The organism is Pseudomonas sp. FP2335, assembly GCF_030687535.1.
Taxonomy (GTDB): Bacteria; Pseudomonadota; Gammaproteobacteria; order Pseudomonadales; family Pseudomonadaceae; genus Aquipseudomonas.
The window spans coordinates 504810-519540 of sequence record NZ_CP117437.1 but is presented as its reverse complement, the minus strand read 5'-3'; the positions used below and the strand labels follow the sequence as shown (position 1 = coordinate 519540).

16 protein-coding genes are annotated in these 14731 nt (G+C 63.5%); 14 read left to right on the top strand and 2 right to left on the bottom strand.

The annotated features are described in order from the left end of the window. Positions 1-29 precede the first annotated feature (29 nt). Together selO and trxC are read left to right on the top strand one after the other, a co-directional pair. Entirely contained in the window at positions 30-1493 is a 1464-nt protein-coding gene (selO, locus tag PSH81_RS02235) for a protein adenylyltransferase SelO (protein ID WP_226455560.1), read from the top strand. 25 nt (positions 1494-1518) lie between these two features. Beyond that, positions 1519-1953, top strand: coding sequence for a thioredoxin TrxC (trxC, locus tag PSH81_RS02230; RefSeq protein WP_192298314.1), 435 nt, complete (start codon positions 1519-1521; stop codon positions 1951-1953). 100 nt (positions 1954-2053) lie between these two features. Here the strand turns inward: trxC and PSH81_RS02225 are convergent, their stop codons facing one another. Further along, entirely contained in the window at positions 2054-2269 is a 216-nt protein-coding gene (locus PSH81_RS02225; RefSeq protein WP_192298315.1) for a DUF6124 family protein, read from the bottom strand. Positions 2270-2722: 453 nt separating this feature from the next. Then, positions 2723-3493 carry a ParA family protein gene (locus tag PSH81_RS02220; protein WP_071482694.1) on the bottom strand — a complete coding sequence of 257 codons (771 nt, stop codon included), beginning with the start codon at positions 3491-3493 and terminating at the stop codon, positions 2723-2725. Between the two features lie 348 nt (positions 3494-3841). Here PSH81_RS02220 and PSH81_RS02215 point away from each other — a divergent pair, with 348 nt between their 5' ends. From PSH81_RS02215 to PSH81_RS02160, 12 genes are read left to right on the top strand one after another with little or no spacing between them, the layout of a single operon-like run. Next, complete coding sequence (locus PSH81_RS02215; protein WP_192298316.1) at positions 3842-4558, top strand: beta-ketoacyl synthase chain length factor; 717 nt, start codon at positions 3842-3844, stop codon at positions 4556-4558. Beyond that, entirely contained in the window at positions 4537-5352 is an 816-nt protein-coding gene (locus PSH81_RS02210; RefSeq protein WP_226455557.1) for a 1-acyl-sn-glycerol-3-phosphate acyltransferase, read from the top strand. Before PSH81_RS02215 ends, PSH81_RS02210 begins: the two co-directional genes overlap by 22 nt. Beyond that, complete coding sequence (locus PSH81_RS02205) at positions 5327-5599, top strand: phosphopantetheine-binding protein (RefSeq protein ID WP_192298318.1); 273 nt, start codon at positions 5327-5329, stop codon at positions 5597-5599. The genes PSH81_RS02210 and PSH81_RS02205 overlap by 26 nt, the downstream gene beginning before the upstream one ends. A gap of 9 nt (positions 5600-5608) precedes the next feature. After that, positions 5609-5863 carry an acyl carrier protein gene (locus PSH81_RS02200; protein ID WP_003209389.1) on the top strand — a complete coding sequence of 85 codons (255 nt, stop codon included), beginning with the start codon at positions 5609-5611 and terminating at the stop codon, positions 5861-5863. Then, the gene (locus tag PSH81_RS02195) at positions 5860-6405 is read left to right on the top strand and encodes a hypothetical protein (RefSeq protein ID WP_226455556.1); all 546 of its coding nucleotides are present in this window, start codon (positions 5860-5862) and stop codon (positions 6403-6405) included. The genes PSH81_RS02200 and PSH81_RS02195 overlap by 4 nt, the downstream gene beginning before the upstream one ends. Beyond that, positions 6402-8072 carry an acyl-CoA synthetase family protein gene (locus PSH81_RS02190; RefSeq protein ID WP_305391929.1) on the top strand — a complete coding sequence of 557 codons (1671 nt, stop codon included), beginning with the start codon at positions 6402-6404 and terminating at the stop codon, positions 8070-8072. The genes PSH81_RS02195 and PSH81_RS02190 overlap by 4 nt, the downstream gene beginning before the upstream one ends. Before the next feature lie 17 nt (positions 8073-8089). After that, positions 8090-8824, top strand: a complete 735-nt coding sequence (locus PSH81_RS02185; protein ID WP_226455554.1) for a glycosyltransferase family 2 protein — start codon at positions 8090-8092, stop codon at positions 8822-8824. Then, positions 8821-9756, top strand: coding sequence for a glycosyl transferase (locus tag PSH81_RS02180; protein ID WP_192298322.1), 936 nt, complete (start codon positions 8821-8823; stop codon positions 9754-9756). The genes PSH81_RS02185 and PSH81_RS02180 overlap by 4 nt, the downstream gene beginning before the upstream one ends. Further along, a complete protein-coding gene (gene hutH, locus PSH81_RS02175; RefSeq protein ID WP_305391928.1) occupies positions 9740-11281 on the top strand; it encodes a histidine ammonia-lyase in 1542 nt (513 codons plus the stop codon). Before PSH81_RS02180 ends, hutH begins: the two co-directional genes overlap by 17 nt. After that, entirely contained in the window at positions 11274-11699 is a 426-nt protein-coding gene (locus tag PSH81_RS02170) for a thioesterase family protein (protein WP_305391927.1), read from the top strand. Before hutH ends, PSH81_RS02170 begins: the two co-directional genes overlap by 8 nt. Continuing rightward, the gene (locus PSH81_RS02165) at positions 11696-12406 is read left to right on the top strand and encodes an outer membrane lipoprotein carrier protein LolA (RefSeq protein ID WP_305391926.1); all 711 of its coding nucleotides are present in this window, start codon (positions 11696-11698) and stop codon (positions 12404-12406) included. The genes PSH81_RS02170 and PSH81_RS02165 overlap by 4 nt, the downstream gene beginning before the upstream one ends. After that, a complete protein-coding gene (locus PSH81_RS02160; protein ID WP_305392747.1) occupies positions 12396-14708 on the top strand; it encodes an MMPL family transporter in 2313 nt (770 codons plus the stop codon). The genes PSH81_RS02165 and PSH81_RS02160 overlap by 11 nt, the downstream gene beginning before the upstream one ends. The last annotated feature ends 23 nt before the right edge of the window (positions 14709-14731 follow it).

The window sequence follows — 14731 nt, the reverse complement described above, 5'->3', positions numbered from 1 at the left end:
ATGCTCGGACATTCTGCTGGAGATGGCCGGTGAAAGCCCTCGACGAACTGACCTTCGACAATCGCTTCGCACGCTTGGGCGACGCGTTCTCAACCCACGTTTTGCCCGAACCCCTCGATGCCCCCCGACTGGTGGTCGCAAGCCCTGCCGCCATGGCGCTACTCGACCTCGACCCGGCCGTGGCCGAAACACCGGTGTTCGCCGAACTGTTCGGCGGGCACAAGCTGTGGGCAGAAGCGGAGCCGCGGGCGATGGTCTATTCCGGGCATCAGTTCGGCGGCTATACCCCGCAACTCGGTGATGGGCGGGGCTTGCTGCTGGGCGAGGTGTACAACGCCGCCGGCGAGCACTGGGACTTGCACCTCAAGGGCGCCGGGCAAACGCCCTACTCGCGCATGGGCGATGGGCGTGCGGTACTGCGCTCTTCGATTCGTGAATTCCTCGCCTCTGAAGCGCTGCATGCGCTGGGCATCCCGAGCAGTCGTGCACTGTGCGTGATCGGCTCCGACACCCCGGTGTGGCGCGAGAAACAGGAACGTGGCGCGATGGTCTTGCGCATGGCGCCCAGCCACATCCGCTTTGGGCATTTCGAATACTTTTACTACACCAAAAAGCCCGAGCAGCAGGCGCTTTTGGCCGAGCACGTACTGAATCTTCACTACCCTGAATGCCGCGAACAGCCTGAGCCGTATCTGGCGATGTTCCGTGAAATCGTCGAGCGCAACGCCGAGCTGATTGCCAAATGGCAGGCCTATGGCTTCTGCCACGGGGTGATGAACACCGACAACATGTCGATCCTGGGCATCACCTTCGACTTTGGGCCGTTTGCCTTCCTGGATGATTTTGACGCGCACTTCATCTGCAACCATTCGGATCATGAAGGGCGTTACTCCTTCAGCAACCAGGTGCCGATCGGCCAGTGGAACCTGAGCGCATTGGCGCAGGCGTTGACGCCGTTTATCAGTGTGGATGCGTTGAAAGAAGCGCTTGGCCTGTACCTGCCGCTGTATCAGGCAAACTACCTGGACTTGATGCGCCGCCGGCTGGGCCTCACTACCGCTGAAGATGACGACCAGAAACTGGTGGAGCGCCTGCTGAAGCTGATGCAGAACAGCGGCGTGGATTACACCCTGTTCTTCCGCCGCCTTGGCGATGAGTCGGCGGCGCTGGCCGTGGCGAAGCTGCGTGATGATTTTGTCGACAGGGCCGGGTTTGATGCCTGGGCCGACCTGTACAAGGCCCGCGTTGAACGGGACGGGGATTACAGCCAGGAACAGCGCCGCGAACGGATGCACGCGGTGAACCCGCTGTACCTCCTGCGCAACTACCTGGCGCAGAACGCCATCACCGCTGCCGAGTCCGGAGACTACAGTGAAGTGCAGCGGCTGCATGAGGTGCTGAGCAAGCCGTTTGAAGAACAGCCGGGGATGGAGCAATACGCGCAGCGGCCGCCGGATTGGGGTAAACATTTGGAGATTAGTTGTTCGTCGTAACCTTTCAATTACTGTAGGAGCCCTCATGTCCAACCCTCTCGTCATCCCCTGCCCTCACTGCAACGGCCTCAACCGCATCCCCGGCGAACGCCTGGGCGACGCGCCCAAGTGCGGGCGCTGCAAGCAGCCAGTCTTACTGAGCAAGCCTTTCGAGCTGAAGCAAGGCGACTACGCCAGCCAGATCAAAGGAGACTTGCCGCTGCTGGTGGACGTGTGGGCCGACTGGTGTGGGCCCTGCAAATCCTTTGCGCCGGTGTTTGAGCAGGCGGCGGGGCAACTGGAGGGTAAGTGCCGGTTGGCCAAACTGGACAGTGAGGCCAATCAGCAGCTGTCGGCGCAGTTGGGGATTCGTTCGATTCCTAGCTTGATCCTGTTCAAGAACGGCCGCGAAGTGGCGCGCCAGAGCGGGGCGTTCCCGTTGCCGCAGTTGATGGCCTGGCTGCGCAGCCAGGGCGTGTAACTCGGTCGAAATGTGGGAGCTGGCTTGCCTGCGATGACAGTGTTGAATTCACTACAGCTATCGCAGGCAAGCCAGCTCCCACATTGATCGCATTGCAGGTTCAGGCCAGTGGGGCTTCGCGGTCCATCATCTGGCCGACCAGCAGCACGCCCAGTTCGCTCAATTGGTGGATCGCCAAGGCCACGTCGCGGTGTTCGCCGGTGAGGTCGTTGGACAGGTTGAGCAGCAGGGTGCGCACGGAAGAGAAGGTTTCGTAGCTGTTGAGCACGAGGGTTTCGGTGGGGAGGTTGGGGGTGACGCAATAAACATTAGCCATGGATCGTCTCCTAAATGGAGCTGCAACCGACCGCTACTAAACAGAGGGTGGCAGCTGTACGCAGGTTAGTAGACCGGGAGACGCAACCGGCGCGCTCGAAAGCGCCCTCCGTACAGCCACCATAAAATGGAGAATTGCTGTACGCCTCAACACGGGCTACTAAACCCGATCACTGAACATTCAGCGACCGGCGAACCTTAAGAGACACCCCTCCAGACGCACAAGCCGGCGGATTCTGGCGTACGCGTAGGCAACGATACAAGGCTCATGCCCTATTGCCAGACCTGTCCTACAGCCTCTGTGGGACAAATCCAAATCCCTCTGCCGGAATGCAAAACAAATGTGGGAGCGGGCTTGCTCGCGAATGCGGTGGGCCAGTCAAAATATTTGTGACTGATACACCGCATTCGCGAGCAAGCCCGCTCCCACAGGGATTTTCAGTGATCTGTCAGATCAGGCGTTTTCCAGCAGGTTATGCAACTCCACAAACTGCTGGGTCAGCTTGTGCCGTGGGTCCAGGTGGATCAGCGGTTTGCTCTCCTGGTGCGATTCGCGCATACGTACCGAACTGGCCAGGTACACCGGCAGCACCGGCAGGCCCTCGGCAATCAACTCGTCGAGCATCTGCTGCGGCAGGCTCGCCCGGGCCTGGAACTGGTTGACCACGATGCCTTCCACTTCAAGGCCTTCGTTGTGGTCTTCCTTCAATTCTTCGATTTCCGCCAGCAGGCCGTACAGGGCCTGGCGCGAGAAACTGTCGCAATCGAAGGGGATCAGTACGCGATCAGCGGCAATCAGCGCTGAAACCGCATAAAAATTCAGGGCTGGCGGTGTGTCCAGGTAAATCCGGTCGTAGTCTTCGCTCAGCTCGTCCAACAACTTTCGCAGCTTGTTGATCTTGTGCTTGGCCTCAAGCTTGGGCTGCAAGTCAGCCAGCTCGGCGGTGGCGGTGATCACGTGGAGGTTATCGAAGGGGGTTTCGTAGATGTCCACCTGGTTTTTCTTGGAAAACGGCCCGGAAGACAGGGTCTGCTTGAAGAAATCCGCGATCCCCATGGGGATGTCGTTGCCGGTCAGCCCGGTAAGGTACTGGGTTGAATTGGCTTGTGCATCGAGGTCCACCAACAGGGTTCGATAGCCTTCGCTGGCGCTGACTGCCGCCAGGTTGCAGGCGATGCTGGACTTGCCCACACCGCCTTTCTGATTGAACACCACACGCCGCATGGAAAAACCTCCGTGTATCAATGAATGTCCGAGTGTAGAGGGCAAAAGCGCCTGTTAGCTACCTCGTTCATCCATGCATTGCTGCATCACGGGCGATTGGCGCGCGGACTGTCATCCATCGCCGACAAATGAAACAGAACGAACCGACAATCCAACCGGACCTGCGGTAACGGACAATCTGTAAATCTTTCCAACACATTTGTAATCAGCCTTGAACAATTCATTACCAAAGTTTGCTAGAACCCCACGGCACCGGGATAATGCGCGCCATTCGGCCATTGCTCCCTGTCCCGGTATTCGGGGCCAACGGCCGCACATGGAAGCCCGCAGGGGCGGGATAACCTCTCAGTGATCAATTTCAATATCGCCCAATGGCGTGCCTGGGCCCCAGGTCTCGACAGCGCGCAGGACTGGCACACCTGGTGCCAGGCCCCGGTGTTGCTGCCAGCCAGCGAAGCCTCCCCCGACGTGTCGTTCCTGCCGGCCATGCAGCGCCGTCGCCTCAGCCGCCTGGCGCGCATGGCGTTCAGCGTCGGTTGGCCATTGGCCGAAGGCCTGCAGGATCTGCCGCTGGTGTTCATCTCCCGGCATGGCGAAACCCCGCGCACCCTCGACATCCTCAGCGACCTGGCCAACGACCAGCCCCTGTCGCCGACCCAGTTCAGCCTGTCGGTGCATAACGCGGTGATTGGCCTGTGGTCGATCCTGCGCAATGAAACCAGCGAAATGACCGCCCTCGCCGCCGCCGGCGATGGCCTGGAGCACGGCGTGCTCGAAGCCGCCGCGCTGCTCAACGAAGGCGCCCCGGCGGTGTTGCTGGTGATCACCGAAGAACAGCCGCCCGCCGCCTACGCCAGCTGGATCAAAGACGTGCCATTCCCCTACGCCCTCGGTCTGTTGCTGACACCGGGCGACGAGTGGCAGCTGGAACTGCACACCGGCACTGTCCAACCCACTCAAACCCAGTGGCCCCACGCCCTGAACCTGCTGCGCACCCTGCTCACCGAGCAGGGCGCCTGCCAACATGCCTGGAAGAACCGCGTATGGAACTGGCAACGCAAGTAATGACCGACAAGCCACGGCAGGCCTACTACTGGCGCCTGTTCGCGACCGCCATCAGCTTCCTGACCTTTGGCATCGGCGGCCTGTGCCTGCGTTTGCTGGTATTCCCGCTGCTCAGTTGCCTGCCGGGCGATGCCAAGCAGCATCAACGGCGCGCCCGCCACACCATCAGTTGCCTGTTCTGGTTTTTCATTCGCCTGATGTACCGCCTGGGCATCCTCACCTACAGCGTCGAAGGTGCGGAAAAACTCGGCCGCCCAGGCCAGATGATCGTCGCCAACCACCCGTCGCTGATCGATGTGGTGTTTCTGATCGGCCTGATGCGCCAGACCAACTGCGTGGTCAAGCAGAGCCTGTTCCAGAACCCGTTCATGCGTGGCCCGGTGCGCGACGCGGGCTACATCAGCAATGACGGCAGCGCCGACATGCTCGACGCCGCCGCCGACGCCCTGCGCGACGGCCAGACCCTGATCATTTTCCCCGAAGGCACCCGCACCACACCCGGTGCCGCGCCCGCCTTTCATCGCGGCGGCGCCGCCATTGCCCTGCGCGGTGCGACAATCGTCACCCCGGTGGTGATCAAGGTCAGCCCCACGACCCTGACCAAGGCCGAACCCTGGTATCGCATCCCAAAACGCCGCTTTCACTTCAGTTTGCGCGTGGGTGCCGATATAGAACCACAGGCGTTCGCCACACTGGGGCCCGCGCCCCAGGCTTCACGCAAGCTCAACGATTACCTGCACGACTATTTTATTAAGGAGCTCGCCGAAGATGAGCAACCGAGACACACGCCTTGAGCAAGAAATAAAGGCGCTGATCATCGAGGCCCTGGGCCTTGAAGACATCAGCGTCGACGACATCGGTAGCGACCAAACCCTGTTCGGCGAAGGCCTGGGCCTGGACTCGGTAGACGCCCTGGAGTTGGGCCTGGCGATCCAGAAAAAGTACGGCATCAAGATCGATGCCGACGCCAAGGACACCCGCAATCACTTCACCGACGTGGCCAGCCTTGCGGCGTTCGTCACGGCCCGACAGGCAGCTTGAGACCGTACCATGCAAACTCGTGACGATATTTTCAACACCTTGCGCGATGCCCTGGTGGAACTGTTTGAACTGGAGCCGGAACGCGTCACCCTTGACGCCAACCTGTACCAGGACCTGGAAATCGATAGCATCGACGCGGTGGACTTGATCGACCATATCAAGCGCCAGACCGGCAAGAAAATCGCTGCCGAAGAGTTCAAGGCGGTGCGCACCGTGAACGACGTGGTTGAGGCGGTGTACCGTCTGGTCCAGCCCGCCGCATGAGCCGACTGATCGGCCTTGGCCTGTTGTTGGCGGGGCTGCTGTACCCCTTTGCGGTGTATTACGGCACCGAGCACTTTGCACCGTGGCAATTCGGCCTGCTGTTGGGCAGCCTGTGGCTATTGCGCGCAATGACCGGCGCGCGGCGTCCCGGCAGCCGCTGGATGGCCTTGGCGGTGATCGTGTTCTGCCTGCTGTTGGCCTGGTTCGACAACCCGCACTTGCTGCGCTGGTATCCGAGCCTGGTCAGCGCATTCATGCTGGCGCTGTTCGGCCTGAGCCTGAAATACGGCCCGCCGATGGTCGAGCGCCTGGCGCGCATGACCGATCCGCAACTGCCACCCCATGCGATTGTGTATACGCGCCAGGTCACCGTGGTCTGGAGCGCGTTTTTTCTATGTAATGGCCTGCTCGCCGCCGCCCTCACCCTATGGGCGCCACTGAGCTGGTGGACGTTGTACAACGGCCTGATCGCCTACGGGTTGATGGGGCTATTGTTTGCCGTGGAATGGCTGGTACGACAAAGGGTTCGAGGCCGCGTATGAATGGGTTGAAACTTGAGCAGTTGCTGCTTGAGCCGCTGGAACAGCGTCCGGTCACGACCGAACCTGCAATGAATCACGCCCAGCTGTGGGAGCAGTCCCTGAGCCTGGCCGCGGGCCTGCAAGCGCGTGGTATCCAGCACGTCGCCGTGCACCTGGAAGACGCCGGCCTGCTGGCGATCGCCCTGCTGGGTGCCTGGCGAGCCGGTGTCGGCGTACTGCTGCCCGCCGACTTGCAACCGCAAACCCGCCAACGCTGGGACGCAGCCGTCGACGCCTGGTTGACCGAAGTCGCGGACCTCGACGCCCTGTATCAGGCGCCGTTGAGCGCTGCGGCGCTGGATCTGGACACCTGTCAACTGAGCCTGTGCACCTCCGGTTCCAGCGGCGAACCCAAGCGCATCGACAAGACCCTGCGCCAACTGGCCAACGAAGTCGACGCCCTGGAAACCCTGTGGGGCGCAGACCTGAAAGACGCCTGCATCATCGGCAGCGTCGCCACCCAGCATATCTACGGGTTGCTGTTCCGCGTGCTGTGGCCCCTGTGTGCCGGGCGTACCTTTGTGCGCAAGCAACTGGCCTTTCCCGAGGACTTGCAGCGCGCCAGCCGCGAACACCCACAATTCGCCTGGGTTGCCAGCCCGGCGCTGCTCAAGCGCATGGGCGACAACCTCGACTGGCCGGCGCTGAGCCAGGTAGCGCGGGTGTTTTCCTCCGGCGGTGCCTTGCCCATCGAGGCCGCTGGCGAGTTGTACGACCGCTTGCAGCAATGGCCGACGGAAATCCTCGGCAGCTCGGAAACCGGCGGCATCGCCTGGCGCCAGGGCGCACAGCCCTGGCAGCCGTTCGCCGACGTGGCGCTGAGCCAGGACGCCGACGGTGCCCTGCGCATCGCCTCGCCCTATTTGCCCGCCGGGCATGTCGAACAGACCGCCGACGCCGCGCGCATCCATGCCGATGGCCGCTTCGAACTGCTCGGGCGCCTGGACCGCATCGTCAAGCTGGAAGAAAAACGCATCTCCCTGCCCATGCTCGAACAGGCGCTGATGGCCCACCCGTGGGTCGCCGAAACCCGCCTGGGCGTGGTCCAGGAAAACCGCGCCTCCCTCGGCGCGCTGGTGGTGCTGAGCGCCGAAGGCCTGCATGCCCTGCGCAATCAAGGCCGTCGTGCGCTCACCCAAGCCCTGCGCCAGCACCTGAGCCAACACTGCGAAGCCTTGGCGCTGCCGCGTCGCTGGCGTGTGCTGCGCCAGTTACCCCTCAACAGCCAAGGCAAACTGCCCCAGGCCCACGTCGAGGCGTTGCTGCTGGCCCCACGGCCAAAAGCCCCACAAGTGCTGGAACAAATCGAAGCCGACGGCGAATGGACCTTGCAACTGAGCATCCCGCCGGACCTGGCCTACTTCAGCGGCCACTTCCCGGTCACGCCGGTATTGCCGGGCGTGGTGCAGATCGAATGGGCGTTCAACCTCGGCCAGCAACTGCTCGACCTGCCCGCGACCTTTGCCGGGATGGAAGTGCTCAAGTTCCAGCAACTCGTACGGCCGGGCGACCACATCCAACTGCACCTGCGCTTTGATCAGGAGCGCAGCAAGCTGTACTTCGCCTACCGCAATGGCGAGGCGGCCTGCTCCAGTGGGCGGATTTTGCTGGAGAAACCAAGTGAATAAGCTTCTGTGGGCAAACCATGCATAACCCCTGCGCCCTGATCCCGGTCTACAACCACGAAGCCGCCGTGCCCGCCGTGGTCCAGAGCCTGCTGAACAGCGGCCTGCCCTGCCTGCTGGTGGACGACGGCAGCAGCCCGGCCTGTGCGGCGGTGCTGGCACAACTGGCAAGCCTGGACAACGTCACCTTGCTGACCTTGCCGAACAACCAGGGCAAGGGCGGCGCGGTCATGGCCGGTTTCCGTGAAGCCGCACGCCTGGGCTTCAGCCACGCCCTGCAAGTGGACGCCGACGGCCAGCACGACCTGCGTGAAGTCGAGACCTTCCTCGACGCCTCGCGCACCCACCCCGACGCCGTCATCTGCGGCTACCCCGAATACGACGAGAGCGTGCCCAAGGGACGGCTGTACGCGCGCTACCTGACCCACGTGTGGGTGTGGATCAACACCCTGTCGCTGCAGATCCGCGACTCGATGTGCGGCTTTCGCGTGTACCCGCTGGCCCCCACGCTGGCACTGATGGACTCGGCCTACATCGGCACGCGCATGGATTTCGACTCCGACATCCTGGTGCGTCTGGCCTGGCGCAACCAGCCGATGCGCTGGCTGCCGACCCAAGTGCATTACCCGGCTGATGGCCTGTCGCACTTCCGCCTGCTGCGCGACAACGTACGCATCTCGGCGATGCACACCCGCTTGTTCTTCGGCATGCTGGTGCGTGCGCCGATGATCCTGTGGCGACGGTGGCAGGCATGAGCGACAGCGCCAAGCACTGGGCCGACCGCGAGGAGCGCGGCAGCTTCCTGCTGATGAAACTCACCGCGTTCGCCGCCAAGGTTCTTGGCCGCCGCGTGCTGAGCCCGCTGCTGTACGCCATCGTCCTGTACTTCTACTTGTTCGGCCGCACTGCGCGCCAGAGCGCCTGGCAATACCAGCAGCGCCTGGCCGACTGGAGCGGGCGTGACGAGCTGCGCCCGACCCAGCGCAAAGTCTTCGGCCAGTTCATGGCCTTCGCCGACTCCCTGCTCGACAAGCTCGACGTATGGAACGGCAAGCTGCGCCTGGAGCAGATCGAGATCAACGATCCGGCCAAGTTACGCGGGCAACTGCGCGGCGAGCGCGGGCAAATGCTGGTGGGCGCACACCTGGGCAACCTCGAAGTGTGCCGCGCCCTCGCCGAAATCGGCGAGCAAGTGACCATGAACGTGCTGGTGCACACCAAGCACGCCGAACAATTCAACCGCCTGCTCGGGGAAGCCGGGGCGACCCACTTGCGCCTGATCCAGGTCAGCGAGCTGGACCCGGCCACCATGCTGCTGCTCAGCCAGCGCCTGGATGACGGCGAGTGGCTGGCCATCGCCGGCGACCGCGTGCCCCTGCATGGCGGGCGCACGGTACGCGTGGACTTCCTCGGCCACGATGCCGCCTTCCCCCAAGGCCCGTGGCTGCTGGCCGGCTTGCTCAAATGCCCGGTGAACCTGCTGATGTGCCTCAAGCACCAAAGCCGCTATCGCCTGACCATCGAGCCGTTCACGCCGTTGATCGAATGGAAACGTAATACCCGCGAGCAGGTCATAGCCCTATGGACCGCGCGTTACGCCGCACGCCTGGGTCAGTTCTGCCTGGAAGCGCCCCAACAATGGTTCAACTTTTACCCTTTCTGGAAGACCGATGACGACGCATCTTGAGCCGGTAACCTTTGGCGAACGCGCCTTGCGCATCGAAGACGTGCTGGCCCTGGCCAACCGTCAGGCGCCCACCCAATTGCAGTGCGATGCCGCCTATCGCCAGCGCATCGCCAAGGGCGCGCAGTTCCTCGACTCGCTGCTGGACAAGGAAGGCGTGATCTACGGCGTGACCACCGGCTACGGCGACTCGTGCGTGGTGGCCGTGCCGTTGCAGCACGTCGAAGCGTTGCCCCGCCACCTGTACACCTTCCACGGTTGCGGCCTGGGCAAGCTACTCGACGCCCAAGCCACCCGCGCCGTGCTGGCCGCGCGTTTGCAGTCGCTGTGCCACGGCGTGTCCGGGGTACGCGTGGAACTGCTGGAGCGCCTGCATGCGTTCCTCGAACACGACGTGCTGCCGCTGATCCCGGAAGAAGGTTCGGTGGGCGCCAGCGGTGATCTGACGCCGCTGTCCTACGTGGCCGCGACCTTGTCCGGCGAACGTGAAGTGATGTTCCGTGGCGAACGCCGCCAGGCCGCCGACGTGCACCGTGAGCTGGGCTGGGACCCGCTGGTGTTGCGCCCCAAGGAAGCCCTGGCGCTGATGAACGGCACCGCCGTGATGACCGGCCTCGCCTGCCTGGCCTTCGCCCGCGCCGACTACCTGCTGCAACTGGCCACGCGCATCACCGCGCTGAACGTGGTGGCGCTGCAAGGCAACCCGGAACACTTCGACGAACGCCTGTTCGCCGCCAAGCCGCATCCGGGGCAGATGCAAGTCGCCGCCTGGCTGCGCAAGGACCTGGCGATCGACGCGCCGACTGCACCGCTGCATCGCTTGCAGGACCGCTACTCGCTGCGCTGCGCCCCCCACGTGTTGGGCGTGCTGGCCGACAGCCTGAACTGGCTGCGTTCGTTCATCGAAATCGAACTGAACAGTGCCAACGACAACCCGATCATCGACGCCGAAGAGGAGCGCGTGCTGCACGGCGGCCACTTCTACGGCGGCCACATTGCCTTCGCCATGGACAGCCTCAAGACCCTGGTGGCCAACGTCGCCGACCTGCTCGACCGCCAGCTCGCACTGCTGGTGGACGTGCGTTACAACCACGGCCTGCCGAGCAACCTGTCCGGCGCCCCCAAGGACCGCGCGATGATCAACCACGGCTTCAAGGCCGTGCAGATCGGCACCAGCGCCTGGACCGCCGAAGCGTTGAAAAACACCATGCCGGCCAGCGTGTTCTCGCGCTCCACCGAATGCCATAACCAAGACAAAGTGAGCATGGGCACCATCGCCGCCCGCGATGCGATCCGCGTGCTGGAGCTGACCGAACAGGTCGCCGCCGCCACCTTGCTCGCCGCCAACCAGGGCGTATGGCTACGCGCCCAGGCCGAAGACGCCCGGCCGTTGCCGCCAGCCCTGGCCGCGATGCACGAACAACTGGCCCAAGACTTCCCGCCGGTGATCGAAGACCGTGCCCTCGAAGGCGAACTGCGCCTGTGCCTGCAGCGCATTGCCGCACAACACTGGAGGCTGCATGCGTAGCCCCGGCGTGCTGCACTGCGACACCGAAATCCTCGTGCCGTTTTTCGACGTCGACACCATGAACGTCGTCTGGCACGGGCATTACGTGAAGTACCTGGAAGTGGCGCGCTGCGCGCTGCTCGACAAGCTCGGCCACAACTACACGCAGATGCTGGAATCGGGCTATGCGTGGCCGGTGATCGACATGCAGTTGCGCTACGTGCGTGGCGCCGTGTTTGGCCAGACCATCAACGTGCGTGCCAGCCTGGTGGAGTGGGAAAACCGTTTGAAGGTCAATTACCTGATCACCGACCTGGCCAGCGGCGAGCGCCTGACCCGCGCGAGCACTGTGCAAGTGGCGGTGGAAATCGCCAGCCGCGAGATGCAACTGGCCTCGCCAAAAGTCTTCACAGACGCCGTAGAGAGAGCCCTGAAATGAGGTCCCCTGTGGGAGCGGGCTTGCTCGCGAAGGTCGTCAACGATATTGCAACCCGCCTGGCACTACGCGGCGTCCTCAGGTCCTTCGCGAGCAAGTCGAATCGTCGCACCGCCGCTCCCACATGGATCGCGCTGATCTTGCTGTTCAGTATTCCAAGTCTGGCCCGTGCCTTCGACTTGCAGCAACTCAGCGACCAACTCGCCAAACCCTCGGTGATCCACGGCAACTTCACCCAGGAAAAACACCTGCGCGCCCTGCCCCAGCCGCTGGTCAGCAAAGGCACCTTTGTGCTCGCCAAGGACCACGGCCTGCTATGGCGGCTCAAAACCCCGCTGCAACAGGACTACCGCATCAGCGCCCAGGGCATTGCCCGCCGCGACGCCAACGGTTGGCAGCCGCTGCCGAACAAGAGCGCCGGTGCCGAGCAGAATCGCCTGTTCCTCGCCGTGCTTCAGGGCGACAGCAGCGGCTTGCAACGCGACTTCGAACTGCAACTGCAAGGCGAAGCCAACGACTGGAAACTGACGCTGATCCCACGCTCGCTGCTGTTAAAACAAGTCTTCACCCAGATCAATATCGACGGTGGCGAGCTGGTGCAAAACATCGAGCTGCTGGAAACCCAGGGCGACAGCACCCTACTGCGCATGCAAGACAGCACCGCAGCCCTGCCCCTGAGCGACGCGGAGCGACATGACTTTGCCCAGTGAGCGCCTGCTGCCGCGCCTGTTCCTGATCCTGCTGGTGGCCGTGCTGGCCCTGGCCGGCTGGCAGTGGCGCCATGGCGCGCCGTTGTCGGCCAACCTGATGGAACTGGTGCCGGGCAACACGCCGGACGCGCTCGAACAAAAAGCCGAACAGCGCATGCAAGAGCCGCTGAACCGCGAAATGCTGGTGCTGGTCGGGCATGCCGACCGCCAGCAAGCGGTGGCCGTGGCGCAACAGTTGGGCGAGCGCTGGCAGGCCAGCGGGCTGTTTGAAAAGGTCCAGTGGAACCTGCAAGCGGACCTGCCGGCGCTGCGCGAGCAACTGCTGCGCGGGCGCCTGGCGATGCTCTCGGCCAAGGACCGCGAACAACTGATCGAACAGCCCGACGCGTTTATCCAGCAACGTGTGCAAGCGCTGTTCGACCCCTTCACCGGCTTCAGCCTGGTGCCGAGCCAAGATGACTGGCTGGGCCTGACCGGGCGCATCCAGAACAGCCAACCGCAGCACGGCGCGGTGCAGTTGGACATTGGCAGCGGCGCGTTGATCGCCGATGCCGACGGCAAGAGCTGGGTGCTGCTGCGTGCGCGCACCACCGGCAATGCCTTCGACATGAAATTGCCGCTGCAAGTGGCGGACCTGCTCCAAACCAGCCGTGCACAGGCCGGCGAGCAAGGCGCCCAGCTACTCGCCGCCAGCGGCCTGCTCTATGCGGCCAACGGTCAGCAGCAAGCCACGCGGGAGATCACCTGGGTCGGCGGTGGCGCCACCGTGGGCATCCTGCTGTTGCTGTTGCTCGCGTTTCGCCGCTGGCGCGTGCTGCTGGCGTTTGTGCCGGTGCTGGTGGGCATGCTGTTTGGCGCGGTGGCCTGTGTGGCGCTGTTCGGCCACATGCATGTGATGACCCTGGTGCTGGGCTCCAGCCTGATCGGCGTGGCGGTGGATTACCCGCTGCACTACCTGTCAAAAAGCTGGAGCCTGAAACCCTGGCGCAGTTGGCCGGCCTTGCGCCTGACGCTACCGGGGCTGAGCCTGAGCCTGGCCACCAGTTGCATCGGCTACCTGGCCCTGGCCTGGACACCGTTCCCGGCGCTGACCCAGATCGCGGTGTTCTCCGCTGCCGGCCTGGTCGGTGCCTACCTGTCCGCCGTGTGCCTGTTGCCGGCGCTGCTCAAGGGTGTGGAACTGCGCCCGGCGCAGTGGCCGCTGCGCATCGCCGAATGCCTGTGGCTGGTGCGTGCCTCGTTGCTCAAGCGCGTACCCAGCCCGGCATTGCTGGCGCTGCTGTTGCTGTTTTGCGCCGGTGGACTGTGGCAGCTCGACAGCAAAAACGATATTCGCCAGTGGATCGGTGCGCCGCCGCAATTGCTCCAAGAGGCCCAGGCCGTGGCGCGGATCACCGGGTTCCAGCCCACCAGCCAGTTCTTCCTGGTGCGCGCCGAGAACCAGCAGCAGTTGCTGGAGCGTGAAAGTGCCTTGGGCCAACGCCTGGATCAACTGGTGAACATGGACAAGCTCCAGGGCTACCTGGCGCTCAATCAACTGGTCAGCCTGCCCGCCGAGCAACAACGGGTGCGCGATGCGCTGAACAACCTGCCCCAACACTGGCAACCGCTGCTGGACCTCGGCGTCCCCGTCGCCGCCCTGCAGGCCGAAGTCGCACAACTGCAAGCGCTGCCCACCCAAGACATCGACGCCGCACTGGCCGGGCCCCTGGCCGAGCCTTGGCGCACGCTGTGGTTGGGCCCGGTGGACGGCGGCGTGGCAGCGATGGTCAGCCTGCAGGGCCTGAACAACCCGGCGTTGCTGCGCGTGCAGGCCGTGGATTTGCCAGGGGTGCAACTGGTCGATCGCCTCGGCGATTTGAACCGGGTATTTGCCGACACACAGATCAGCGCGGCCGAATTGAAATTGATGTCGTGCGTGCTGATCGTGTTGTTGCTGATCCTGCCGTTCGGCTTCGGCGGCGCCTTGCGCATCGTCGCGCTGCCGTTGCTCGCCGCGCTGTGCAGCCTGGCCAGCCTTGGTTGGCTGGGCCAGCCGCTGACCCTGTTCAGCCTGTTCGGCCTGCTACTGGTCACGGCGATCAGCGTCGATTACGCGATCTTGATGCGCGAGCAGATCGGCGGCCCGGCGGTCAGCCTGTTGGGCACGCTGCTGGCGGCGTTGACAACCTGGTTGTCGTTCGGCCTGCTGGCCGTGTCCAGCACGCCGGCGGTGAGTAATTTCGGCCTATCGGTCAGCCTCGGCCTGGCATTCAGCTTTATGCTGGCGCCCTGGGCCGGGCAACAGAAGCACGCCTTATGAATGTGATTATCGCCAAAGTGGCA

Excerpts from the sequence above, each read along its gene's own strand:
- PSH81_RS02170 (WP_305391927.1), top strand. The coding sequence starts at position 11,274 with ATGCGTAGCCCCGGCGTGCTGCACTGCGACACCGAAATCCTCGTGCCG.
- PSH81_RS02165 (WP_305391926.1), top strand. The coding sequence starts at position 11,696 with ATGAGGTCCCCTGTGGGAGCGGGCTTGCTCGCGAAGGTCGTCAACGAT.
- PSH81_RS02190 (WP_305391929.1), top strand. The coding sequence starts at position 6,402 with ATGAATGGGTTGAAACTTGAGCAGTTGCTGCTTGAGCCGCTGGAACAG.
- trxC (WP_192298314.1), top strand. The coding sequence starts at position 1,519 with ATGTCCAACCCTCTCGTCATCCCCTGCCCTCACTGCAACGGCCTCAAC.
- PSH81_RS02180 (WP_192298322.1), top strand. The coding sequence starts at position 8,821 with ATGAGCGACAGCGCCAAGCACTGGGCCGACCGCGAGGAGCGCGGCAGC.
- PSH81_RS02220 (WP_071482694.1), bottom strand. The coding sequence starts at position 3,493 with ATGCGGCGTGTGGTGTTCAATCAGAAAGGCGGTGTGGGCAAGTCCAGC.
- PSH81_RS02225 (WP_192298315.1), bottom strand. The coding sequence starts at position 2,269 with ATGGCTAATGTTTATTGCGTCACCCCCAACCTCCCCACCGAAACCCTC.
- PSH81_RS02205 (WP_192298318.1), top strand. The coding sequence starts at position 5,327 with ATGAGCAACCGAGACACACGCCTTGAGCAAGAAATAAAGGCGCTGATC.
- PSH81_RS02200 (WP_003209389.1), top strand. The coding sequence starts at position 5,609 with ATGCAAACTCGTGACGATATTTTCAACACCTTGCGCGATGCCCTGGTG.
- PSH81_RS02210 (WP_226455557.1), top strand. The coding sequence starts at position 4,537 with ATGGAACTGGCAACGCAAGTAATGACCGACAAGCCACGGCAGGCCTAC.
- PSH81_RS02195 (WP_226455556.1), top strand. The coding sequence starts at position 5,860 with ATGAGCCGACTGATCGGCCTTGGCCTGTTGTTGGCGGGGCTGCTGTAC.
- hutH (WP_305391928.1), top strand. The coding sequence starts at position 9,740 with ATGACGACGCATCTTGAGCCGGTAACCTTTGGCGAACGCGCCTTGCGC.
- PSH81_RS02185 (WP_226455554.1), top strand. The coding sequence starts at position 8,090 with ATGCATAACCCCTGCGCCCTGATCCCGGTCTACAACCACGAAGCCGCC.